The organism is Schaalia sp. JY-X159 (genome assembly GCF_014525425.1).
Lineage (GTDB): Bacteria > Actinomycetota > Actinomycetes > Actinomycetales > Actinomycetaceae > Scrofimicrobium.
Genome location: NZ_JACEXI010000003.1, coordinates 155,611 through 177,444, shown reverse-complemented (window position 1 = coordinate 177,444; position 21,834 = coordinate 155,611). Strand labels below are relative to the sequence as shown.

At 61.2% G+C, this 21,834-nt stretch carries 16 protein-coding genes; 9 read left to right on the top strand and 7 right to left on the bottom strand.

Annotation, left to right across the window (positions count from 1 at the left end):
* Nucleotides 1-589: 589 nt before the first annotated feature.
* The 4 genes from IDL90_RS06350 to gatC are packed head-to-tail and all read right to left on the bottom strand — an operon-like array spanning nt 590 to nt 5,440.
* A complete protein-coding gene (locus IDL90_RS06350; RefSeq protein WP_187994820.1) occupies nt 590-2,038 on the bottom strand; it encodes an NAD-dependent malic enzyme in 1,449 nt (482 codons plus the stop codon).
* Between the two features lie 57 nt (nt 2,039-2,095).
* The gene (gene gatB, locus IDL90_RS06345) at nt 2,096-3,583 is read right to left on the bottom strand and encodes an Asp-tRNA(Asn)/Glu-tRNA(Gln) amidotransferase subunit GatB (RefSeq protein WP_262509110.1); all 1,488 of its coding nucleotides are present in this window, start codon (nt 3,581-3,583) and stop codon (nt 2,096-2,098) included.
* Between the two features lie 16 nt (nt 3,584-3,599).
* The gene (gene gatA / locus IDL90_RS06340) at nt 3,600-5,138 is read right to left on the bottom strand and encodes an Asp-tRNA(Asn)/Glu-tRNA(Gln) amidotransferase subunit GatA (RefSeq protein ID WP_187994819.1); all 1,539 of its coding nucleotides are present in this window, start codon (nt 5,136-5,138) and stop codon (nt 3,600-3,602) included.
* Nucleotides 5,138-5,440 carry an Asp-tRNA(Asn)/Glu-tRNA(Gln) amidotransferase subunit GatC gene (gene gatC / locus IDL90_RS06335; protein ID WP_182141222.1) on the bottom strand — a complete coding sequence of 101 codons (303 nt, stop codon included), beginning with the start codon at nt 5,438-5,440 and terminating at the stop codon, nt 5,138-5,140. The genes gatA and gatC overlap by 1 nt, the downstream gene beginning before the upstream one ends.
* Nucleotides 5,441-5,494: 54 nt before the next feature.
* Between gatC and IDL90_RS06330 the strand changes: the two genes are divergently transcribed.
* Nucleotides 5,495-6,766 (top strand): phospholipase D-like domain-containing protein, encoded by a 1,272-nt coding sequence (locus IDL90_RS06330; protein ID WP_182142740.1) that lies wholly within the window; start codon nt 5,495-5,497, stop codon nt 6,764-6,766.
* A gap of 14 nt (nt 6,767-6,780) precedes the next feature.
* Here the strand turns inward: IDL90_RS06330 and ligA are convergent, their stop codons facing one another.
* Nucleotides 6,781-9,168: an NAD-dependent DNA ligase LigA gene (ligA, locus tag IDL90_RS06325; RefSeq protein WP_262509089.1), complete on the bottom strand. Its 2,388-nt coding sequence runs from the start codon at nt 9,166-9,168 to the stop codon at nt 6,781-6,783.
* 149 nt (nt 9,169-9,317) lie between these two features.
* On the opposite strand from ligA, the gene IDL90_RS06320 reads away from it, so the two are divergent.
* Nucleotides 9,318-12,386 (top strand): FHA domain-containing protein, encoded by a 3,069-nt coding sequence (locus IDL90_RS06320; protein WP_187994818.1) that lies wholly within the window; start codon nt 9,318-9,320, stop codon nt 12,384-12,386.
* A gap of 160 nt (nt 12,387-12,546) precedes the next feature.
* Entirely contained in the window at nt 12,547-12,795 is a 249-nt protein-coding gene (locus tag IDL90_RS06315) for a WhiB family transcriptional regulator (RefSeq protein WP_182141225.1), read from the top strand.
* Between the two features lie 589 nt (nt 12,796-13,384).
* Here the strand turns inward: IDL90_RS06315 and IDL90_RS06310 are convergent.
* On the bottom strand, nt 13,385-14,857 hold the full coding sequence (locus IDL90_RS06310; RefSeq protein ID WP_187994817.1) for a sensor histidine kinase: 1,473 nt from the start codon (nt 14,855-14,857) through the stop codon (nt 13,385-13,387).
* A gap of 79 nt (nt 14,858-14,936) precedes the next feature.
* Here IDL90_RS06310 and IDL90_RS06305 point away from each other — a divergent pair, with 79 nt between their 5' ends.
* The 4 genes from IDL90_RS06305 to IDL90_RS06290 all read left to right on the top strand — a co-directional run bounded on the left by IDL90_RS06305 (nt 14,937) and on the right by IDL90_RS06290 (nt 17,362).
* Nucleotides 14,937-15,431, top strand: coding sequence for a DUF2505 domain-containing protein (locus tag IDL90_RS06305; RefSeq protein WP_187994816.1), 495 nt, complete (start codon nt 14,937-14,939; stop codon nt 15,429-15,431).
* Between the two features lie 80 nt (nt 15,432-15,511).
* A complete protein-coding gene (locus IDL90_RS06300) occupies nt 15,512-15,943 on the top strand; it encodes an OsmC family protein (RefSeq protein WP_187994815.1) in 432 nt (143 codons plus the stop codon).
* An 11-nt stretch (nt 15,944-15,954) separates the two neighbouring features.
* Complete coding sequence (locus IDL90_RS06295) at nt 15,955-16,752, top strand: thymidylate synthase (RefSeq protein ID WP_187994956.1); 798 nt, start codon at nt 15,955-15,957, stop codon at nt 16,750-16,752.
* A 13-nt stretch (nt 16,753-16,765) separates the two neighbouring features.
* The gene (locus tag IDL90_RS06290) at nt 16,766-17,362 is read left to right on the top strand and encodes a dihydrofolate reductase (RefSeq protein WP_187994814.1); all 597 of its coding nucleotides are present in this window, start codon (nt 16,766-16,768) and stop codon (nt 17,360-17,362) included.
* A gap of 63 nt (nt 17,363-17,425) precedes the next feature.
* On the opposite strand, the gene rfbD is transcribed toward IDL90_RS06290, so the two are convergent.
* Entirely contained in the window at nt 17,426-18,286 is an 861-nt protein-coding gene (rfbD, locus tag IDL90_RS06285) for a dTDP-4-dehydrorhamnose reductase (RefSeq protein WP_182141230.1), read from the bottom strand.
* 120 nt (nt 18,287-18,406) lie between these two features.
* Between rfbD and IDL90_RS06280 the strand changes: the two genes are divergently transcribed.
* Both IDL90_RS06280 and IDL90_RS06275 read left to right on the top strand, forming a co-directional pair.
* A complete protein-coding gene (locus tag IDL90_RS06280) occupies nt 18,407-19,018 on the top strand; it encodes a dTDP-4-dehydrorhamnose 3,5-epimerase family protein (protein WP_182141231.1) in 612 nt (203 codons plus the stop codon).
* Nucleotides 19,019-19,234: 216 nt separating this feature from the next.
* Complete coding sequence (locus tag IDL90_RS06275) at nt 19,235-21,832, top strand: sodium-translocating pyrophosphatase (RefSeq protein WP_182141232.1); 2,598 nt, start codon at nt 19,235-19,237, stop codon at nt 21,830-21,832.
* The last annotated feature ends 2 nt before the right edge of the window (nt 21,833-21,834 follow it).

The following is a 21,834-nucleotide window of genomic DNA, read 5'->3' as shown; positions in this document are numbered from 1 at the left end:
CCCCACGTATACATTTCGGGAAGGCGCTCGAGAGCACGGCCAAGAAACCGCCTCGACAGGGCGCGGCCGAGCGATCCGGGCTGCGGTTTCCGAGACTGGAGGTGCAACTGTCGCCGCCGGAGTTCGGTCATCGCCGCCGGAGTTCGGTCATCGCCGCCGGGGTTCGGTCATCGCTGCCGGGGTGCGGTCATCGCTGCCGGGGTGCGGTCATCGCTGCCGGAGCCGGAAATCCCCACACCGCTACGGAATGCCCCCGCATTACGGAGCCGGTTAGGGCATAGGGAGCCAACTAGGCTCAACCAGCCTCGAATAACAGTGTTCTACAAGCCTAGCGGGCTCCCTATGCCCTAACCGGCTCGCTAAGGCTCGCGGGGGTGGGGCGGCCCGGCACCGGCTGGCGGCGGGGCGCCTCAGGCCGGGGGCGTCGCCGGCCGGGCGGTGGAGGAAGCGGGGGCGGGGCGCGCCGACACCGACTGGGGGTGTGACGCCTCAGGCCGGGCGCGTCGCGGACCGGGCGATGGTGCGGTAAAGGGGGTCGGGGGCGGGCCGGCACTGGCTGTGCCAGGAACCGGCGGGTGGAGCCAGTGGCCTAGCCCAGGCTTGCCCTCTGGCTCTCCGACCCCAGGTCCTCCTGCGGAGTGATCTTGACATGGTGGGCACCCACAAGCGCCTTCTTCGTCGCGTGCGCCACCGCGGGCCCCACACGATCGTCAAAGACGCCAGGGATGATGTAGTTTTCGCTGAGCTCGTCCTCGCTAATGACACCGGCAATCGCCTCTGCACTAGCATGTAGGACCTCATCCGTGATCTCCGTTGCCCGAGCATCCAATACGCCGCGGAACAACCCCGGGAACGCCAAGACATTGTTGATCTGGTTCGGGTAGTCAGACCGCCCCGTCGCCACCACCGCTGCGTGCTGGTTGGCCTCCCACGGGTCCACCTCAGGTGTCGGATTCGCCAAAGCGAAAACAATCGCCTTGTCATTCATAGTGGCAATATCGTCGCCGGTGAGAATGCCCCCGCGGGACACGCCAATAAAGACATCCGCACCCTTGAGCCCAGCCTTCAAATCCCCCTTCACCAGGTGGGGATTAGTGTTCTCAGCCAGCCAGCGACGTGACTCGTGTGCGTCACCAATCGTGTCACGCGACAGCGCACCATCGCGGCCGTAGCCGATGATGTCAACAGCCCCGGCAGTCAGCAGCAGTTTGATGATGGCCGAGCCCGCCGCCCCCACACCGGAGACGACAATCCGCACGTCCTCGATGTTCTTCCCCGTCACCTTCAACGCATTCAGCAGGGCCGCCAAAACCACTATTGCCGTGCCGTGTTGGTCATCGTGGAAGACAGGAATGTCCAGTTCGTCGCGCAGCCGCGCCTCAATCTCAAAGCATCGGGGCGCCGAAATATCCTCAAGGTTAATGCCCCCATACGCCGGAGCAATCGCCTTGACGATCGAGATAATCTCTTCCGTGTCCTTAGTGTCGAGGACGACCGGCCACGCATCCACCCCACCGAAATGCTTGAACAACACAGCCTTCCCCTCCATGACGGGCAGGGCTGCTTCCGGGCCAATATCCCCGAGGCCGAGGACGGCCGTCCCATCCGTAACCACCGCCACCGTGTTGGCTTTCATCGTGAGCAGGCGCGCCTTGGAGGGCTCGTCATGAATGGCCGTGCACACGCGCGCCACGCCAGGAGTGTAAACCCGTGACAGGTCGTCACGGTTACGAAGCGGACTGCGCGGCGACACGGAGATCTTCCCACCAATGTGGTCCAGGAACGTCTGGTCAGCAATCGACTTAACAGTGACCCCTGGCATCGCCTCCAGGGCCCCACGCACCTCGTGGCGGTGCTGCGAATCCCGCAGGTCAAACGTGGCATCAATGACCATCGCCCCGCCCTCGGACTCTGCCACATCAAGACCCTTGATGCTTGCCCCACTCTTGGTGGCGACGTCAACTATGGCTGCCACACGTGTCTTGGATTCATCAACCAACAGACGGTATGAAGCGGTGTAAGACGGTGAAACAGCCACGGAAACTCCTCAGGAAACGGCTTTTACTACGGGTGAGAACGGCGGTAGACCCGCACCTTAGTTGACCTCTAGGGCCTCTGCGATCAGGCCGCGAACCTTAGCTGCATCAGCCTTGCCGCGGGTTGCCTTCATGACTCCCCCAACCAAGGCGCCAATCGCTGCAACCTTGCCGGCCTTGATCTTTGCAACCACATCCGGGTTTGCAGCGATCGCGGCATCAATGGCTTCACCAAGTGCGCCATCGTCAGAAACAACTTCGAGGCCACGGGAAGCGACAACCTCGTGTGGTTCGCCCTCGCCCGCCAAAACGCCTTCCAGTGCCTGACGCGCCAGTGAGTCCGTCAAACGCCCCTCATCAACCAGCGTTTGCAGGGCAGCAACCTGCGCCGGTGTGACGGGCAGATCTGCCAGTGCGACGCCGTCGATACGCGCAGTCTTAGCCAGTTCACCATTCCACCATTTGCGAGCAGCAGCCGGGCTGGCGCCCTCGGCAACAGTGGCCTCAACCAGCTCCAACGCGCCCGCCGAGACGATGTCACGCATCTCCAGGTCTGCCAAACCCCATTCCTTCTGCAAGCGGCGCCGCTTCACGGCAGGCATTTCGGGGAGGCCCGCCCGCAACTGCTCAACCCACACCGGGTCCGGGGTTAGTGGTGGTAGGTCGGGGTCGGGGAAGTAACGGTAGTCGTCAGCGTCTGACTTGGGACGCCCGGACGAGGTCGAACCGTCCTCCTCATGGAAGTGGCGTGTCTCCTGGAAGACCTTCTCACCAGCATCAAGGATCTCAGCCTGTCGCGCCACCTCAAACCGCACCGCACGCTCAATGGAGCGGAAAGAGTTGACGTTCTTTGTTTCAGTGCGGGTTCCCAGCGGATCGTCCTCGGACTTACGCAGGGAGACATTCACGTCGGCCCGGACGTTACCGCGTTCCATCCGCGCCTCAGAAATGTCCAGCGTGCGGAAAATATCGCGCAGCGTCTGCACGTAGGCGGCAGCGATTTCGTCGGCACGCTCCCCGCCCTCGGTGAATGGCTTCGTGACGATTTCTACCAGCGGAACCGAGGAACGGTTGTAGTCGACCAGCGAGTAGTTGGCACCATGAATGCGGGCCCCGTCGCCACCCACGTGGTTGAGTTTGCCGGCGTCCTCTTCCATGTGAGCACGCTCGATCTCAATGCGGTGCATGGAACCGTCAGCCAACTCAACGTCGACATAACCGTCGTACGCGATTGGGTCTGAAGCCTGCGAGATCTGGTAGGCCTTCGGCAGGTCCGGGTAGAAGTAGTGCTTGCGCGCAAACGTCGTGTTCTCGGCAATCTTGCAGTTCAGGGCGAGTCCCAGGCGGATCGCCGACTCCAGCATCTGCTCGTTGAAAACCGGAAGTGTTCCGGGCAGCCCCACAGAGACCTCGTTCACGGAACGGTTTGGTTCCGCATCAAACTCCTGCGGGGAGTCGTCAAAAGCCTTCGTCGCTGTGTTCAGTTCCACGTGAACTTCGAGGCCGAGCGTCGGCTGGTACTTCTTCACTGCCGCTTCATACGTCATCTTTGCCACGACGCCCTCACTTACCTTCCCGATCGGCGCGCGCGGGGGCGGGCACCGAGTAGTCATCGAGGTAGCGGCATTCCACCACGTCCTCTGCAACAAGTTCTTCAATGGCAGACGCGACGCTGTAAAGGCGCGCATCTTCACGCTGGTTCGCCACCACCTGTATTGCGGTGGGCAGGCCCGCGGCGTCAACCCCGTTGGGGATCGACAGGGCGGGCAGTCCCGCGAGGTTTGCGGGAATGGTTGCAACATCGTTGAGGTAGGCCTCAACCGGGCTCTTCACTTCACGTTCAAAGGGGAACGAGGTCGAAAGAGCGGTCGGCGAAACGTACACGTCGGCCTGCTCGAACAGCTTCTCAAGGTCCTCACGAACCAGGGTGCGCATGCGCAGTGCGGCACCGAAGTAGTCATCGTAGTTTTCGGCGCGCAAGACGCGTGTGCCCATGATGATGCGGCGCTTCGCTTCGACGCCGAAGCCCTGGTCGCGGGTGTACGCCATGACCTCATTGACCGTCGGGGTCGGGTTGTCGGTGGGGATCCAGCGGGTCCCGTACCTGATTCCGTCAAAGCGGGCCAGGTTCGAGGACGCCTCCGCGGGGAGGATCATGTAGTACGTCGGGAAGGCGTACTGGATGGAAGGCAGGGAAACGTGGATGATCTCCGCGCCCGCGTCCTCAAGCTTTTTGAGAGTGCGTTCGAAGTTCGCCCGCACGTCCTCGTCGTAATCTTCGGCAAGGATTTCGTCGATGACGGCGACGCGCAGACCCTTGACGACGTTTTCGACGGATTCGCCGAGGGCGTCCGTCATCGAACCGGCATCCTCACGCAGCGATGTCGCATCACGATGGTCGGGGCCTGCGATGATGTCCTGGAGGGCGGCAGCGTCGGCCAGGTTGCGGGCGGCTGGACCAACCTGATCAAGCGAGGACGCAAGAGCAATCGCACCGTAGCGGGAAACCCGCCCGTACGTCGGCTTCACGCCGACGGTGCCCGTGAACATGGCTGGCTGGCGGATCGACCCGCCCGTGTCGGATCCGAGGGCGAAGGGCACCATGTAGGAGGCGACCGCCGCGGCGGAACCCCCGCCGGACCCACCCGGGACGCGGGACAGGTCCCACGGGTTCTTGGAAGGACCGAAGGCAGAGAACTCCGTCGAGGAGCCCATTGCGAACTCATCCAGGTTCGTCTTCCCAACGATCGGTAGGCGCGCTTCCTTGATGCGGGCCACAACCGTGGCGTCGTAGGGCGGGATCCACCCCTCCAGGAGACGCGAGGCAGCCGTTGTTTCCAGGCCTTCCGTGACAATGTTGTCCTTGATCGCAACGGGAACACCAGCCAGCAGATGCAGGTCGGCCCCCGCAGCGCGCAGTTCGTCAACTTCCTTGGCGGTGGCGCGAGCGCCCTCGGCATCAACTGCGAGGAAGGCGTGTATTGAGGGATTCAGAGCCTCAATGCGGGCCAGAGAGGCCTCCACCAGCTCGGCAGAGGTCACCTTGCCACTACGTAGCGCCTCACCCATCTCAAGGGCGGACAGCTTCATCCAGTCACTCATCAGTCTTCCTCCAGAATCCGCGGCACTTCAAACATTCCCTCAGAAGCGGCCGGTGCCTGCGAAAGCAGCACCTCGCGATCCAAAGTGTGCCCCACAACGTCGGGGCGCATCACGTTGGATAGGGGAATCGGGTGACCAGTCTGCGGTGTATTGCCTGGAACGGCTGCCGCAACCGAGTCGATCACCTGGGTGATCGCGGTTAGGTCGAGTGCTAGTTGTGCAATTTCTTCATCGGAAAGAGCGATGCAGGCGAGGTCGGCGAGCTCCGCCACCTCGTCTCTTGTGACTGTCTTTTCTGCCATGGGTGCCAGCTTAGCGCGCAGATTGCGTAGTCTTAGTCCATGTCCCAGGATGCAATGCCCCCGACACCCCCTTCCAGAAGCGCACGCAGAGCACGGTTGTTGCGCATTGCCCGCACCGGCGCCCTCGTGGCTGGTGCCGCCCAGTTCACGGCCGTCGGTGCCGTATACGCCATCGATAAGGTGCGCAAAATGCGTATCCCAGGTGGTCAACACGGGTTTCCAACCATGCCACCGCAAGAGGTTTTGGTTGGCGATAACGCGATCCAGGCTTACACCGAGGGGACAACTCTCTACGCAGACATGATCAAAGCCATAGATTCTGCGAAGACCACGGTGTTCTTTGAGACTTATGTGTGGCGTTCAGATGCGGTGGGTTTCGCCTTCAAAGAAGCATTGGTGCGGGCGGCGCAGCGCGGCGTGGAAGTCTTCGTTATTTATGACGGTTTTGGCTCTTTCAAGTCGGCTCCTGCCCTGAAGTTCTTCCCAAATCTGCCGACCCTGCACGTCCACCGAGTCAAAGAACTACGCATCGGACTCTTCCTGGGTGATATGCGCCGAACCGGGCGCAACCACCGCAAGATCCTCGTGGTCGATGACGCCGTTGGTTTCGTCGGCGGGTTCAACATCGGTAAAGACTTCGGCATGGAATGGCGCGACACCCATATCCGCCTTGTTGGGCCGGCGGTGAGAATACTCTCCGTAGGTGCCCAAGAGTTCTGGAACACATTCCGCGACAGGGACCAACCCATGTTGCCCGAGGGCGAGGAGCTGCCCTGGGATGACCAGATCACCGCTGCCTTCAACCTGCCTTCTCACCTGCTGTTCCCAGTGCGCTTGCAGTACATTGACGCTTTCCGCCGCGCTACCCAATCCCTTGAGATCACCACCGCGTACTTCATCCCCGACCGGGAAATTCTGCGTGAACTGGTCCTGGCGGCGCGGCGCGGTGTCAAGGTTCGCGTCCTCATTCCCGAGTACTCCAACCACATCCTGGCTGACTGGGTGGCGCGCCCCTACTTTGGGGAGCTCCTTGGCGCGGGCGTGGAAATCTGGCTCTACCAGCACGCCATGATTCACTCCAAGACGGTGGTTTCCGATGGGTTCCGCTCCATCGTTGGTACGGCCAACATTGACCGCCTCTCCATGATGGGCAACTTCGAAGTCACCATGCAGATTGATGATCCCGGGTTCGCGGAACGCATGGAGGCTATCTTCGAGAATGACCTCACGACGGCCCGGCCCCTCACTATTGAAGAGTGGATGGGACGCCCCATAGTCACGCGCGTGTTGGAGCGACTAGTGAGGGCATTCAACCTGGTGGTTTAGGCACGCTCGGGCTCCTAGTGGCTTGCGACAACCGCCTCTAGACCGCCTTCCAACAGGGCATCGAAAGCCATCTGGTCCACGACCGGGACCCCCAGCCCCTCTGCCTTCGCCACCTTCGATCCGGCGCCCGGGCCCGCCACGACGAGGTCGGTCTTCTTCGATACGGACGAGGACGCCTTCCCACCCCGCGCAATCACGGCCGCCTTCGCACCCTCCCGGTCGTAGCCGGGCATCGCCCCCGAAATGACGATGGTTGCACCCTCCAGAGTCTGTTGAATTTCCTCTGTCTCCTGCGTGGCTTCCAAGACGGCCCCCGCGTCCTTCCACGCCGCAACAATGTCGCGGTGCCAGTCGACTTCGAACCACTGGTGGACGGAGTCAGCGATGACCTGGCCGACACCCTCGGTATCGGCAAGGTCGTCAACACCGGCTGCCGCGATCGCGTCGAGCGAGCCGTACTTGGCGCCCAACGCCTGCGCGGCCGTGGGGCCGACGTGGCGGATCGACAACGCCACCAAGAAACGCCAGATCGGCTGGGTTTTCGCCCCCTCAAGTTGCCCCAGCATTTCCAGCAGACTCTTGCGCGGCACTGACTCCACGGGACCCCAGTGGGCTGTCTTCACGCCCGCCCTCGACCGCACCGTCTTCTTCCACGCGGTCGTCCAGAAGAAACGGACCTGGCTGTAGTCCCCCGTTGCAACGCCCCGCACCCGCACCGGCCGCCATACGAAAATGTCGGCGACGTCGTCCGCCTGCAAACTGAAGATGTCTTTCGAGGACGTCAACGTCGCGGTTTGCGGCTTGGGCAACAGTTCTTCAGCGTCCGCGAAAAGCTCCCCGTGTGTTCGCTGGGAGTCGGCGGGGAGTTCCAGCTGCTCCCCATTCTCCAAGGCCACCTTCGCGCCGGACACCAGGGCAGCCACAACTCGCTCCCGACCCAGTTCCGGTTGTGTCAGGGCGGCCGCCGCCTCAGCACCGAGCCCCTGAACGTCGAGGGCGCCACGGGATCCCAAGTGGATGAGCCGCTCCGTGATTTGCGCGGGGCAACCCGCCGCATTGGGGCAACGCAGATCAACATCCCCCTCCTTTGCTGGCGCGAGCCTCGTCTTGCAAGAAGGGCACAGCTCCGGCATCTCAAAGGCACGTTCCGTGCCGTCACGGTCCGCCATGACCGGCCCCACGACCTCGGGAATCACGTCCCCGGCCTTGCGGACCACGATGAGGTCGCCAATGAGGATGCCCTTGCGCTTGACCTCGCGAGCATTGTGCAGTGTCGCGTGGCGCAGGTGGGAGCCCGCAACAAGAATCTTCTCAAACACGGCGAACGGGGTGACGCGACCGGTGCGTCCCACCTGAACCTGAATATCAAGAAGCCGGGTAAATGCCTCCTCAGGGGGGTACTTGTACGCGACAGCCCACCGCGGAGTCCTCGACGTAGCCCCCATCTCTGCTTGGCGGTTCAGGGCATTGACCTTGAAAACCACACCGTCAATCTCATGTTCGAAACTGCCACGGCGGCGCCCAAAGTCTTCAATGGTGGCGGTGGCCTCCGCAAGCGACGTCACCACCTTTGTATGAGCTCCGACGGGCAAACCCCAGGTCGCAATGGTGTCGTACCAGTCGGATTGGGTGCTCGGCCGGCGGCTGGCGGCGTCCTCGCCCTCGTCCTCGTTCCACACCACTTCGCCGACGCCGTGGACCACGAACGACAGTGGCAACTTTGCTGTCTCCGCAGAGTCCTTGCGCCGCAGCGAGCCCGCTGCCGCGTTGCGGGGATTGACAAAAGTCCTCTCACCGGCAGCCAGGCGCGCCTCATTCACCGCCTCGAAGTCATCAAGCCGAAAATAGACCTCCCCGCGGACATCAACAATGGCGGGGATGTTGGCGCCGCGCAGCCGTACAGGAATGGTCTTGATGGTGCGGACATTCGCCGTCACATCCTCGCCAACAAACCCATCCCCACGGGTCGCTGCCTGCACGAGGACGCCCGCCTCATAGCGCAGATTCACCGCCAACCCATCAACCTTCACCTCGGCTGTCATGGGGATTTCCTCATCGGGCCAACGCCCTTCCACGCGCTTGAACCACGCGCCAAGCTCCTCAAATGAGAAGACGTCCTCGAGGCTGGTCATCTGCCGCGCGTGAGCGACGGGGGCGAATGCACCACTGGGCGAACCGCCCACTGATGCCGTCGGCGAATCGGGGGTGGCCAGTTCGGGGAAACGGGCCTCCAGCTCCTCTAGCTCCCTATAGAGGGCGTCGTAATCGGCGTCTGAAATCGTCGGTTCGTCGAGGTCGTAGTAGCGGCCCCGCGCCTCATTGATCGCCTCAACAAGTTCGACCCAGCGCGCTTCACCGCGAGCGATGTCCGTGTCCGTTTCCATGGGGCCATTCTTGTTCATGGGGCCATTGTTCCAAACATCTGGCCGATTGCACCCACCCTGATCGGCTTACGCTTGCAGCAGTATCCCCAGTGCATCGAATTTGGCGTTGTCCACAGAATGTGAAGGGCGCGGGTGCGGGCTGCTGTTAGGTCCGTAAGGGTTGGGGGATGACAACAACCGTGGAGCAATGCCTGCAAACAGAGATGCACCTTGCGTGTGCCAAGGGGCCTGATACGGGTTGCGTGATTCCAGTTGTTGACGGGTTGGTATTGGGACGTGGGCGGCTGGGCCTGACAGATCCATATCTGTCACGAAGCCACATTCAGATCACTACTGCGGGACGGGGGCGAGCACCCGACGGGGGTCTATATCTGAGTGATCTTTCTGCAACCAACCCCATCCGACCAGCCGCAGCCCGCAAGCGACTTCGACCCGGGCGACGCGTCACGTTGGGCTCGGGGTCCTGGATTGTTCGAGGGCGCCCCCGGGAGAACACGTGGCCCGGAGGGAGCGAGACCCGTGGTGGCAGGGCCCTGGTCGCGGGTCGGGTCATGCTGCCGATCATGCTGGTCCTCCTGGTCTTGCGGCTCGCGTCCTCGACCACCGTGGCCCTGGGGGTTGTTGGCACACTTGTGGTGGCAGGCATGTTGGTGGTGGTGGTGATTCGCAGACGCTGGCGCCAGTGGGATGAGGCCAGACTGTTGCTGACTAGTGCCGCCCGGGAGACTCACGGTGAACAGGACCGCGGGCGGGACACCGGCGTGGCGGACACGGCGAGCGAGCGGTTGACAGTGCTCCGTGTGCCGGGTCGGCAAAGCAAAATCAAACTACCGATGGGCAAGCGCAGCCAGGGTGTCATCGCGGTGGTGGGGAAAGGCGCGCAACGCTATGCGCAGTGGATTGGGGGGCAGATCCGCGCCCACGGATACGACACTGTGGTGCGTGGCTCCCCTGCCTCCGGCCCGGAGTCGATGACGCAGCATCCCGTCATCGCGTCACCTCAACCCGGGGCGGCATCAGCACCTGCGGAGGCACCCCAGGTGGTTTGCTGGTCAGGCACGCTTCGCAACGTGCCGCCAACCGCACGGATCATTCTTCAATCACACGAGGTTGGCTCCAGGGGCTGGCTTGAACAGCTCTGTTCCGCCGAGGACCATGGCAATGCTTTACAGGACCGGCTTGCATTTGAGGATCTGGGTTTTCCGGGTTCTCCCCAAGGCGTCAAGGTCCCGGTGGGGAGATCCACGTCGGGTCTGGTCAGCGCAGACCTGACAGAGGTTGGACCCCATGCGCTGATCGTTGGGGGTACAGGGGCGGGCAAGTCAGAGTTCCTCACGACATTCGCGCTCTCTCACGCGCTTAGTTACTCGCCTGAGCAGTTGCGAATGATCCTCATTGACTTCAAAGGTGGCGCGGGCCTTGAACACCTAGCGGGACTGCCCCACGTGGAACATTCTTTGAGTGACCTCGAAGCGACCCAAGTCCCCTGGCTCCTCCGCTCCCTGGGAGCCGCTCTGCGAACGCGCAAGCGGCAGATGCAAGCCGCGGATGTGCGGACCTGGGCGCAGTGGGAGGGGGCCCCGCCGCGGTTGCTGGTGGTGGTTGACGAGTTTCACGTCCTCGCTCAGACCCACCCCACGCTGATGGAGGAACTGGTTTCCGTGGCTGCCCAAGGAAGGTCCCTAGGCATTCACCTGATACTTGCGACGCAACGCCCTTCCGGGTCTGTCAACGCGCAGTTGCGCGCCACCTTGGATTACCGCGTTGCACTGCGGTGCAGTGAGCCCAGCGACTCGACGGCGGCCCTGGGCATCCCCGACGCTGCATATCTACCTCGAGTCCCGGGGCGCGCCCTCGTCGGTGGAATGGAGTTTCAGACGGCTTACGTCGACGATCCCGAACGGTGGGTTGCGCTTGCGACGGAGCTGTGGGGCGGGCGTTACGCAACCAGTTCATGGAAAACCATTCCTGACCCACTGCCCCACTCCGTCTCTCTGACGCGCGGACAAATCGGCATATGCGAGGTCGCGGGCTCCGGGTGTCAACCGCTCCAGGACATTCATGGGAGCGTCGCTGTGATTGGTCCGGAGAATGTTAGAGGAGAGTTGGCTCGGATCGCCTACTGGGTGGCGCGAAGCAGAGGTGCATTCGCAAACACGACGCTTAACAACACAGACACGTCCTCGGGCACTACCCCGCACAACACAGACACGTCCTCGGGCACGATGCCGCCGGGGCAGCCAGGGCGGGCGTGTATCTGGATAGATTCCAAGGCGCCAGGTGGGCCTTCGGTGCGGCGCCTTGCCAGCCTGCTGCGGGCCGTTGACCGGCCACCCTCGCCCGCCCGATTCGTACCCGCCGCCCCGCCGACCTCGCCAACAAACCCCATCCTTACCGCCCCGCCGACCTCGCCAGCACACCCCATCCTGGTTCTCGACGGAGCGACGGACTTCTTCAGCAAACTGGAAGGCAGCGCCCCACCAGACGAAGTTCGGTCGCTGTGGGAACGGGTGCTCGCCGCTGGGGATAGTGGACAGATATCGCTGATTGCCACAGACACGAAGGCACGCTACGACCTCTCAGGTCTGCCAGGGCGGATTGTCCGTTTGCCTGATCAACGCTCGCTACTGAATGCACACTTGGCCCCGTACCTGCCGACAGTGCTCCCTGATTCTGATGGGCTCCCGGTCTCGCGCCCCGGTGAACTGGCTCGCTACGTATCGCCGACCGCGGGTCGAGTCCTCGCACAAGGGTTCGTGTCTTCTGCCCCCGTCTGGGCGCAGATGCCAGCAGGTGGTCACGAGCAACGGCCCGTTGATCTGTTCTCTGTCACAGAGGTATCGGCAAACACCGCGGAGCAAAATGCGCATCGGTGGGTGAATGAGATGCGGACCGCACTAGCTGTTGGCAGGGCCGTCTGGGTCGTGGGTGCCCGCGAAGATATGTTGAAGGAACACACGGCCACCAAGACAGATGCTGCTTCTAACCGTCTGCATCTGCTCCCTCCGGAGCAATGGCTGTCCGTGGTCCCCCATATTTCTGATGTCATTCTCGCAATCGAGCCCACCCGCGAACTCTGCCGCCTCCTCAGTCAGCGCTATCCGGAGGAAGCCGCGTGGGTGATGGCGTCCCAGCCGTACCGGGACAAGCAGGCGCTGTTCGCCACCGGCTCTGCTCTTCACTTCGTCGATGATTCGGGGGTTTTGGTCCGCGAGTTTCTACCCGGTCAGAAGTGACGCATTCCTAACCGTGACCGTTCACACAGTGTTCATTTGTTTATATTCAACACAAAACGGTTGCCGAGGACGCCCCTCTCGCCCAAACTAGACGTACTTACTGCAAGCAAAGGCGCCGTGAGCGTCTTGGCGCGCGCGGCTCTAATCAAGGAGCCCCTCCATGGACTGGCGAAGTCGTGCCGCGTGTTTGAGTGTTGACCCAGAACTCTTCTTCCCTATCGGGAACACTGGACCCGCAGTGGTGCAGGTTACAGAGGCGAAGAGGGTTTGCAACTCGTGCACTGTTCGCGAGACATGTTTGCAGTGGGCAATTGAGAACCACCAGGACTCTGGGGTTTGGGGCGGGCTGAGCGAAGAGGAACGCCGTTCCTTGAAGCGCCGCGCTGCACGCGCACGCCGCGCCTCCTAAGCAGCGCCCCCAGAGCCGCCCCTCATCTGGGCGCGGCCACCTCATAGCTCCCCGCCCGGCCTTAGCTAGCGACTCCGGCGTTAGGGAGCCAACCCGGCCTTAGCGAGCAACTCCGGCCTTAGCGAGCCGCGCCGGCGAGCTCGCCCCATCCAGAAGCCTGGTCAGCAGACCACACGTTCACCCGCGGACCCTGCTGGGCGCCTCGGTCCCCCGCAGGTCGATTCTGCAGCCGAATTCACCCCTCAATTCGACCTGCGGGGGACCAACCAACCTCCGGGGGACCTACCACCGCTCGCTCGCGCGATGCATAACAGGGAGAAGCGACGTAACCCTGGCGCGGATGTCGCAGGGGCCCCCGCCACTACGGCGGTCTGGGCAGGGCTCCCCGCCACTGCCACCGGGGCCACCGTCGCGTGCCGTGAAATGTATACGTGGGGACGTGATTGCGCTCTGGGGTACTGCCCCCAGACGCACATTTGGCCCCAACGTATACATTTCACGAGTTTGCGGGGTGTGGGACTGCAGAGCCCAGCGTTTTACGCAGGTTGGGCCAGGAGCCGCCCAGGCCGCAGGGGCGGGGGCGGCCGACCTATCTGGCGCTGCCCGCACACTCCGCTCGCATCCGCAGCGTGGCAACTGTGCCCCCTTCGGGACGCGGCGCCCACTCAATGGTTCCCCCGAGCTCTCCCTGAACCATGGACTTCGCAATTCGGGTACCGAGACCACGGTTGAGAACTGACACGTCGATACCCTCCCCCGCGTCCTCGACGCGAACTTCCAAATCGTCACCCTCACGGTGCGCTTTAACCCAGACTGTTCCTGCCTGCTCCGGGTAACCATGCTCCACCGAGTTGGCAATCAGTTCGGTGAGCACCGTGGCCAAAGCAGATGCCTGGTCAGCAGACAGGCGGCCGAACTTCCCCACAATCTCTAGACCGACCTCATGCCCAATCGTCGCAACCTTGACAGCCATGGTGAGGATCTTCTGCGATATTTCATCAAAGTCAACGACCTCGTCCACATTGTGTGACAGCGCTTCGTGGACGACAGCGATCGATTCGACGCGCCGCCCAGCTTCGCGAAGTGCATCCTGGACGTCTTCGGAATCTGAACGCCTTTCCTGAATCCTCAATAGTGCTGAAACGGTTTGCAGATTGTTCTTCACGCGATGGTGAATCTCGCGGATTGTCGCGTCCTTCGTCATCAGTTGCTGCTCGTGGCGGTGCTGCTCTGTAACATCCCGCGTCAGCAAGACTGCGCCCCGCCGCTTGCCGTCAACCTGAAGGGGGATCGCACGAACCGAGATTATGGTGCCGCCCGCCTCAATGTTGACATTCCAGTTAGCTCGCCCCATCAGCACTAGAGCCAAAGCCTCATCAACCCGGTGTTCGTGGCGAATCACCTTGGTGACTTCTTCAATGAGGCTGCGCCCCTCAAGCGGAGTGTCCAATCCCAGACGCCTCATCGCAGAGTTCGCATTCGGAGTTATGTCAACGACAATGCCCTCGGGGTCAATCAGAATGGGACCGTCAACAACACGCGGGACGCCGTGGCCCCCGCGGCTCGGGGTCTCCTCAGACGGGTAGTGCCCCGTGACAATCATCCCGAGAATGATCTCGGCAGCTGACTGCATCCACACCTGCTCGTCAACCTGTCCCATCGGAGCAGAAGTGTTTCGTTCCACCGACATCAACGCAATGCACCGGCCGTTGCACATGACAGGAACGCAGGACCGCTGGATTGAGTAGAGCCCCGACCACTGAACTGAGTCGTCATTGACGATCTCGCGCGTGTCCATTGCTTCGCGCAACAATGCAGCTCGAGTCGCAGAAGCGAACAAGCCAACCACATCATCGACGTGGACCGTCATAGACGTCGCAGGGCGGCACATCGCCGCGGCATAGAATCTGCCATCTGTCGTTGGCAGCCAAAGAATCAGATCCGCCGAAGCAAGGTCGGCTAGCACCTGCCAGTCACTCTTCAATCGCTCCAGCCAAGAATCCTCCTCTGGCTGAAGTGCTACCAGTTGTGCTTTTCCCGTCAAATCATGAGTGTTGGGCATAGTCCAAGACTAACGCGCGTTGCGTGCCTGGTTCGAACTAGGATCGAGGGTGAATCAATCAGAATCGGAAGGCAAAACGATGAAGTTTACGGAAAGCTACGAGTACGAAGCGCCGGTGGCGAAGGTCTGGCAAATGCTCTCTGACCCCGCATTTGTCACCAGCCGCGATGAGAACCTCGAAATCCCTGACCCAACTGTGGAGACCAATGCGCAAGCAAACCAGATTGTGTCAACGACCTCGGGTGAAGTTCCTCCAAGCATGATCCCTGCGGCGGCACAGAGGTTCCTGAAGGGTGGCGCAGAGTTCCTAATTCGTGAGGAATGGCGCCTCGTTGACGCGACAACAATCCACGGTGCTTTGCGGGCCGAAGGTAAGGGAGTTCCCGCATACCTTCAAGCGCAGGTCGAACTAAGGCAGACCCCCGCGGGCAATACGAAAGCCACAATGAATGGGGAGATCAAGGTGAACATCCCCTTCCTTGGCGCCAAACTCGAGAAGCAGGCCCTTTCCTTCGCGCCGAAACTGATCGCTGCGGAAAAGAAGGCCGCAACAGACTGGCTCGCTAACAACTAGTTGCACGCGTTGTGCTCCCCCAAGAACGGGAGCGCAACGCCAATAATCCTCTACTCACAAACAGCCGACGGAGGCCCCCAATGACCGAGACACCAACAACCAAGCCTGAAGGATTCACTGTTGAGCGCACAGGTGAACGCCAGTACTCAGCAAAAAGTGAACGGGGCAGCGAACTCGTCATCGGCTACGGTCTAGGCGAGTTCAGCCCCGGTGACCTCCTGAAACTCGCGATACTCGGGTGCAACGCACTGTCTTCTGAGGCTCGATTCGCACGCGTCCTCGGCGAAGACTTCGAGATCACGGGCAGTATCACTGCCGACTACCTCAAAGAAGAAGACCGCTTCACCTCATTCAAAGTTGAGTTAGCTCCAGATTTGAGCGGCCTCTACCCTGAAGATCGCGCGCAACTGCTAGAGCGGGCCGCCCGTGCCGTTCAGCACTACTGCACCATCAGCCACACGGTTGAAAAGTCGGCGGCAACCACCCTAGAAATCGACGGCACGCAGGTTTAGTTGTGGGTGCAGTGATTGACCGCCAGTACGAAGATTTGCTCGAGGACGTCCTCGCGACCGGCACACCGAAGGGCGACCGGACAGGCACGGGAACGCTGAGCGTTTTTGGGCGACAACTGCGCTATGACCTCTCCAAAGGCTTCCCCGTCATCACGACGAAGCGGGTTCATCTCAAGTCGGTGATTGGCGAGCTGCTGTGGTTTCTCTCCGGTTCGTCGAACGTGCGGTGGCTGCAGGACAATGGCGTGCGGATTTGGAATGAGTGGGCGGACGAGGACGGGGAGTTGGGGCCCGTCTACGGCGTACAGTGGCGCAGTTGGCCAGACGCCAACGGTGAGCCAATAGACCAGATTTCCGACCTCGTCGAAACGATCAAGAACGACCCCGATTCGCGGAGAATGCTGGTTTCAGCCTGGAACGTCGGCGCACTGCCCGACATGGCGTTACAGCCGTGCCATGCCTTCTTCCAGGTTAATGTGGCGGATGGAAAGCTGAGTTTGCAGCTGTACCAGCGCAGTGCTGACCTGTTCCTTGGGGTACCGTTCAACATCACGTCATATGCACTGCTCACCCACATGTTGGCTCAGCAAACGGGCCTCGACGTTGGTGATTTCATTTGGACTGGCGGCGACGTGCACCTTTACACCAACCATTTGGAGCAGGTGCGGGAACAGTTGTCGCGCGAGCCCTACGCTTTTCCGGCACTGAAGCTAGTTCCCGTGGCCGACATGTTCTCTTACGACTTCACGAACGTGGATGTGGTCGGTTACCGCCACCACCCGCCGATCGCCGCAAAAGTCGCGGTGTGAGGACGGTACTGTGATGATGAGGGCCTCCATTTGGGGGCAAGACATCCACGGAGTTATCGGGGATGGGGCGGCGATGCTGTGGAGGGTGCCTGCCGACTTCGCCTTTTTCAAGGAGCAGACGACGGGTTGCCCGATCATCATGGGAAGGTCTTCGTTTGAGGCCCTTGGGCGACCTCTTCCCAATCGCGCAAACATTGTGCTGACCCGGGATGTTCGGTACAGCAGCCCTGGCATCGTCGTGGTTCACTCTCTGGATGAGGCCTTTGCGGTGGCTGAAGCCGCGGCTGAAGAGATGGGTGCGTCAACGGTTTGGGTGACCGGTGGTGGGCATGTTTATGCGGAGACCATGGATATGGTCGACCGCCTGGTCGTGACGTACCTAGACATCGCCGCAAGCGCCCCGGCCGCTACCGACTCCATAACCTCGGTGGGCACTGTTACCACGACAGACCTCGACTCCCCGGCTGCCGACAATCTCGTCTTCGCTCCCGTCATCGACCCTCAAAAGTGGGCGATCGTGACTAGTGAGTCGGATGAGGACTGGCGGGAGCACTCGGGCGACGCGCGCTGGATGGTACGTGTATACGACCGCAGGGAGCCGCGCTCGTAGCACTTCGGTGGGACACGCCAGTATTTTCGGCGGGCAACACCGGCATCGTCAATTGGCAGCCGCCTACTCCACGTCAGCCAGCACACTCGCCGCCGCCGCACTCCACCGCTCCTCCCACGGCCCAATCGGCTCAACCCCGGCCGCCGCCAGAGCACCGTGAGCAAGCAGTGACCACTCCGGCCGCGGAGCCGGACGCGGGAAATCCTCCGTTGACACCGGGTGAACATCCTCTTGCGCCACTCCGACCTCGGCTGCGATCGCCTGGGTGAACGTAAACCATGTTGCACCGCCCTGGCTGGTCGCATGGTAAACACCGAACGGTGCGGCCTTTGTCACCAGGTCAACCACGATTCGGGCGACGTCAACGGTCCATGTTGGTTGCCCATGCTGATCGTCAACCACATTCGCCGAGCCATTCTTCTTGAGCACACGCGCCAACGTCTTCGGGAAGCACGGCCCGCCCGCACCGTACAGCCACGCCGTGCGGACAATGTACGACGCCGGGTTGTTTGCCCGCACCGCCCATTCGCCGCCGGCCTTGGTCCGCCCGTAAGCGCCCAGCGGGTGAAGTGGCGCATCCTCCGCGTAAGGGGTCGAGGACGTCCCCGAGAAGACATAGTCCGTTGAGATCTGCACCAGAGGGATTCCTCGCTCTGCGGTCGCTTGCGCCAGGTATTGCGGAGCAGTCGCATTAAGCGTGAAGGCAACGCCCTCGTTCTCTTCAGCTGCATCCACGGCGGTGTAAGCAGCGCAGTTGACTACCGCTTCTGGCTCCATCTCATCCAGGAAGGCAGCAATTTCCTTGGGTGAGCAAATGTCCAGCCGATCCCTATCCGGCGCGTCGTACTCGATCCCCCGCGACGCCAGCTCCGCGCAAACATCTTGCGCCAGCATTCCGTAGCCTCCAGTTACCAACCAAGCCATCACGTACCCCCGGTTTATTGTGGCCCACTTCGGTTCTGTGCTGACCACGTCGAAAAATCAAGTAGATTTGCAGTTGCCCAATGATCATATCGACCTCAGGGACGTCAGAAGGAGAATCGCATGCAGTGGGAAGAACTTGGAATCGAAGGTGCTTGGCTGATCACACCTAAGAAGTTCGAGGACGATCGTGGCTACTTTGTGGAGACCTTCCGCTCCGAAGAGTTTGAAGCCAACATCGGCCACCCGTTCAACCTGCGCCAAGCCAACATGTCCGTGTCGAACGCGGGCGTTGTGAGGGGGATCCACTACGCGGATGTCCCCCCATCGCAAGCCAAGTACGTCTCTTGCACCAAGGGTGCGATTGTCGACTACATCGTGGACATCCGCGTGGGTTCGCCAACTTTCGGCAAGTCTGTCTCTGTCCTACTGGATTCCCGGGCACCCCGCTTCGTCTACCTTTCCGAGGGGCTGGGCCACGCCCTCTGCGCATTGGAGGACGGGTCGACTGTGAACTACCTGGTCTCCGAGTCTTTCAACCCGGGGCGAGAGCACGGCGTCCAACCCCTGGATCCCGCCCTCGGAATCGAGTGGCCCAAGGAAGACCTGGATGGCAATCCCCTCGAGCTGCTTCTCTCCCCCAAAGACACCGCCGCCCCCCTTCTGACCGAGGCGGTCGAGGCCGGTCTGCTTCCCACCTACGAGGAGTGCCTCGCCTATCGGCGCTCACTCTAGGGACCTTGGCCCCTAGCAAAGATGTTTGCGCTCACTCAGGGGCGTGCAAATCCTCTCGGGGCGCGTTGCAAACGTGAAAATTCTCCCAGACCGCACCCCTTGAAGCCCTACTATTAGATGGGCTTCAAGGGCTTCCGAACGGGCTTCAAGAGACCCAAAATCGGATAAGCGGCCAAAAAGGGCCTTCCAAATCGGGACTTTTTCACTGGGAAAAAAATGCAACCTGCACTGCCACATTCCGGCAAACGACCACGAACAACGGCGCGCTTGGGAGTGGGGGTGATCGGGACTCTGCTGGGCGCAGGACTTCTTGTGGGCTGCTCAGCGACAAGTAGCGGCGCTGGCGGCGAAAATACAGCCCACGGCGGGGAAGCCGCCCTCGCACTGCCCGACCTCAGTCAGGCAACAGTGTGGATGGGCACCAGCGGCACCGCGCTCCTATGGATTTCACTAGTCATTTGTCTCCTCGGGTTCGGTTTCGGCATTCGCTCCTACGCAATGCTGCGCGGCCTGCCTGTCCACAAGTCGATGCTGGAAATCTCCGAGCTGATCTACGAGACATGCAAGGCCTACCTCTTCAAGCAGGGCCGCTTCTTGATGATTCTGTGGATCTTCATCACGACGGTGATCGTCATCTACTACAAGTTCCTCACCCATTTCACCTGGGGTCGAACACTCATCATCGTCTTCTTCTCACTGCTGGGCATGGCCGGCTCCTATGCCGTTGCCTGGTTCGGCATCCGCGTCAACACCTTCGCCAACTCCCGCATGGCGTTCGCATCAGTGCGCGGTAAGCCGCTGCCCCTCCACAAGATTCCCATGCAGGCTGGCATGTCGATCGGCATGGTGCTGATTTCGCTTGAGCTGTTCATGATGCTCATCATCCTGCTGATCCTCCCGCCTGCCATCGGCGGCGCCTGCTTCATCGGCTTCGCAATCGGCGAGTCTCTGGGCGCGTCCGCCCTCCGTATCGCGGGCGGCATCTTCACAAAGATCGCCGACATCGGGTCCGACCTCATGAAGATCGTCTTCAAGATCGACGAGGACGATCCCCGCAACCCCGGCGTCATCGCCGACTGTGTGGGCGACAACGCCGGTGACTCCGTCGGCCCCTCGGCTGACGGCTTCGAAACCTACGGCGTCACGGGTGTCGCCCTCGTAACCTTCATCATTCTGGCTGTAGAAGATCCCCAGATGCAGGCCACGCTCCTAGTGTGGATTTTCGTTGTCCGCGCAGCGATGCTGGTGGCGTCCGGTATCGCCTACGCCATCAATGCAGCAATCACCAACGCGAAGTACAAAAACGCTTCCCGCATGGACTTTGAGGCTCCCCTGTCTTCATTGGTGTGGATTACCTCCATCGTCTGCATCGCCGTCACCTTCGGCATCACTGCCCTGGTCTTGGGCGGGGCCCACGACGGCCTCGGCTGGAAACTGGCCGCAATCATCACCTGTGGAACGCTTGCGGGCGCCCTCATCCCCGAGTTGGTGAAGGCATTCACCTCCACCTCTTCACGACACGTCCGTGAAACTGTGAAGAGTTCGAAAGAGGGCGGACCGTCGCTGAACATCCTTTCTGGCCTGGTTGCGGGTAACTTCTCCGCATACTGGCTTGGAATTGCGATTGTTGGTCTTATGTCGGTTGCGTTCCTTGTCTCTGGGTTGGGCCTAGGCGAGTTCATGCAGGCTCCCGCAGTGTTCGCGTTTGGTTTGGTGGCCTTCGGATTCCTCGGTATGGGCCCGGTTACCATCGCGGTTGATTCATACGGGCCCGTTACGGACAACGCCCAGTCTGTGTTCGAACTGTCGCAGATTGAACAGATCCCCGGGATCGATGAGCAGATTGAGAAGGACTACGGTTACAAGCCCGAATGGTCCAAGGCCAAACTAATGCTGGAAGAGAACGACGGGGCTGGCAACACCTTCAAGGCAACGGCGAAGCCCGTCCTCATCGGCACCGCTGTTGTCGGCGCGACCACGATGATCTTCTCCATCATCATTGGCCTCACAAACGGCCTCATCGACAACCTCGACAAGCTGTCAATCATGCACGCGCCGTTCATGCTGGGCTTTATCCTGGGTGGCGCGGTGATCTACTGGTTCTCGGGTGCCTCCATCCAGGCGGTCACCACCGGCGCCTACCGAGCCGTCGAGTTCATCAAGGGCCACATCAAGCTGGACAGCAAGTCAAAGAAGGCTTCTGAAGAAGATTCGAAGAAGGTCGTGGAGATCTGCACGGAGTACGCGCAACAGGGCATGCTCAACATCTTCTTAGCAGTCTTCTTCATTACGTTGTCATTTGCCTTCGTCGAACCGTTCTTATTCATCGGCTACCTGATGTCGATCGCTATTTTCGGGCTCTACCAGGCGATTTTCATGGCGAATGCCGGCGGCGCGTGGGACAACGCGAAGAAGGTGGTCGAGGTCGATCTGCATGCCAAAGGCACCGCCCTCCACGATGCAACGATCGTTGGTGACACGGTTGGCGACCCCTACAAGGACACGTCCTCGGTCGCCCTCAACCCCGTCATCAAGTTCACCACCCTGTTCGGTCTGCTGGCAGTTGAGTTAGCTGTCAGCCTCACGAACCAGGGGCTAGGAACAATGGTCCATGTCTTGGCTGCGGTATTCTTCGTGGTTGCAAACTTCTTCATTTACCGTTCCTTCTACGGAATGCGCATCCCGGGCGACTCTCTAGACGATACTGAAGATGCGAAGAACGATGAGGTTGGCGAAACGCCGCTGCCTGAGGCCCGCAATCGCGCGGCAACCCCGGGAACAGCGTCCGCCGCCGTGAGTGGGAAGGGAGTTTAGGC

Bases quoted from the DNA above. Each gene is read 5' to 3' on its own strand.
- gatB (WP_262509110.1), bottom strand. From the start codon at position 3,583: ATGACGTATGAAGCGGCAGTGAAGAAGTACCAGCCGACGCTCGGCCTC.
- gatA (WP_187994819.1), bottom strand. From the start codon at position 5,138: ATGAGTGACTGGATGAAGCTGTCCGCCCTTGAGATGGGTGAGGCGCTA.
- gatC (WP_182141222.1), bottom strand. From the start codon at position 5,440: ATGGCAGAAAAGACAGTCACAAGAGACGAGGTGGCGGAGCTCGCCGAC.
- IDL90_RS06330 (WP_182142740.1), top strand. From the start codon at position 5,495: ATGCCCCCGACACCCCCTTCCAGAAGCGCACGCAGAGCACGGTTGTTG.
- ligA (WP_262509089.1), bottom strand. From the start codon at position 9,168: ATGAACAAGAATGGCCCCATGGAAACGGACACGGACATCGCTCGCGGT.
- IDL90_RS06320 (WP_187994818.1), top strand. From the start codon at position 9,318: ATGACAACAACCGTGGAGCAATGCCTGCAAACAGAGATGCACCTTGCG.
- IDL90_RS06315 (WP_182141225.1), top strand. From the start codon at position 12,547: ATGGACTGGCGAAGTCGTGCCGCGTGTTTGAGTGTTGACCCAGAACTC.
- IDL90_RS06310 (WP_187994817.1), bottom strand. From the start codon at position 14,857: ATGCCCAACACTCATGATTTGACGGGAAAAGCACAACTGGTAGCACTT.
- IDL90_RS06305 (WP_187994816.1), top strand. From the start codon at position 14,937: ATGAAGTTTACGGAAAGCTACGAGTACGAAGCGCCGGTGGCGAAGGTC.
- IDL90_RS06300 (WP_187994815.1), top strand. From the start codon at position 15,512: ATGACCGAGACACCAACAACCAAGCCTGAAGGATTCACTGTTGAGCGC.
- IDL90_RS06290 (WP_187994814.1), top strand. From the start codon at position 16,766: ATGATGAGGGCCTCCATTTGGGGGCAAGACATCCACGGAGTTATCGGG.
- rfbD (WP_182141230.1), bottom strand. From the start codon at position 18,286: ATGGCTTGGTTGGTAACTGGAGGCTACGGAATGCTGGCGCAAGATGTT.
- IDL90_RS06280 (WP_182141231.1), top strand. From the start codon at position 18,407: ATGCAGTGGGAAGAACTTGGAATCGAAGGTGCTTGGCTGATCACACCT.
- IDL90_RS06275 (WP_182141232.1), top strand. From the start codon at position 19,235: ATGCAACCTGCACTGCCACATTCCGGCAAACGACCACGAACAACGGCG.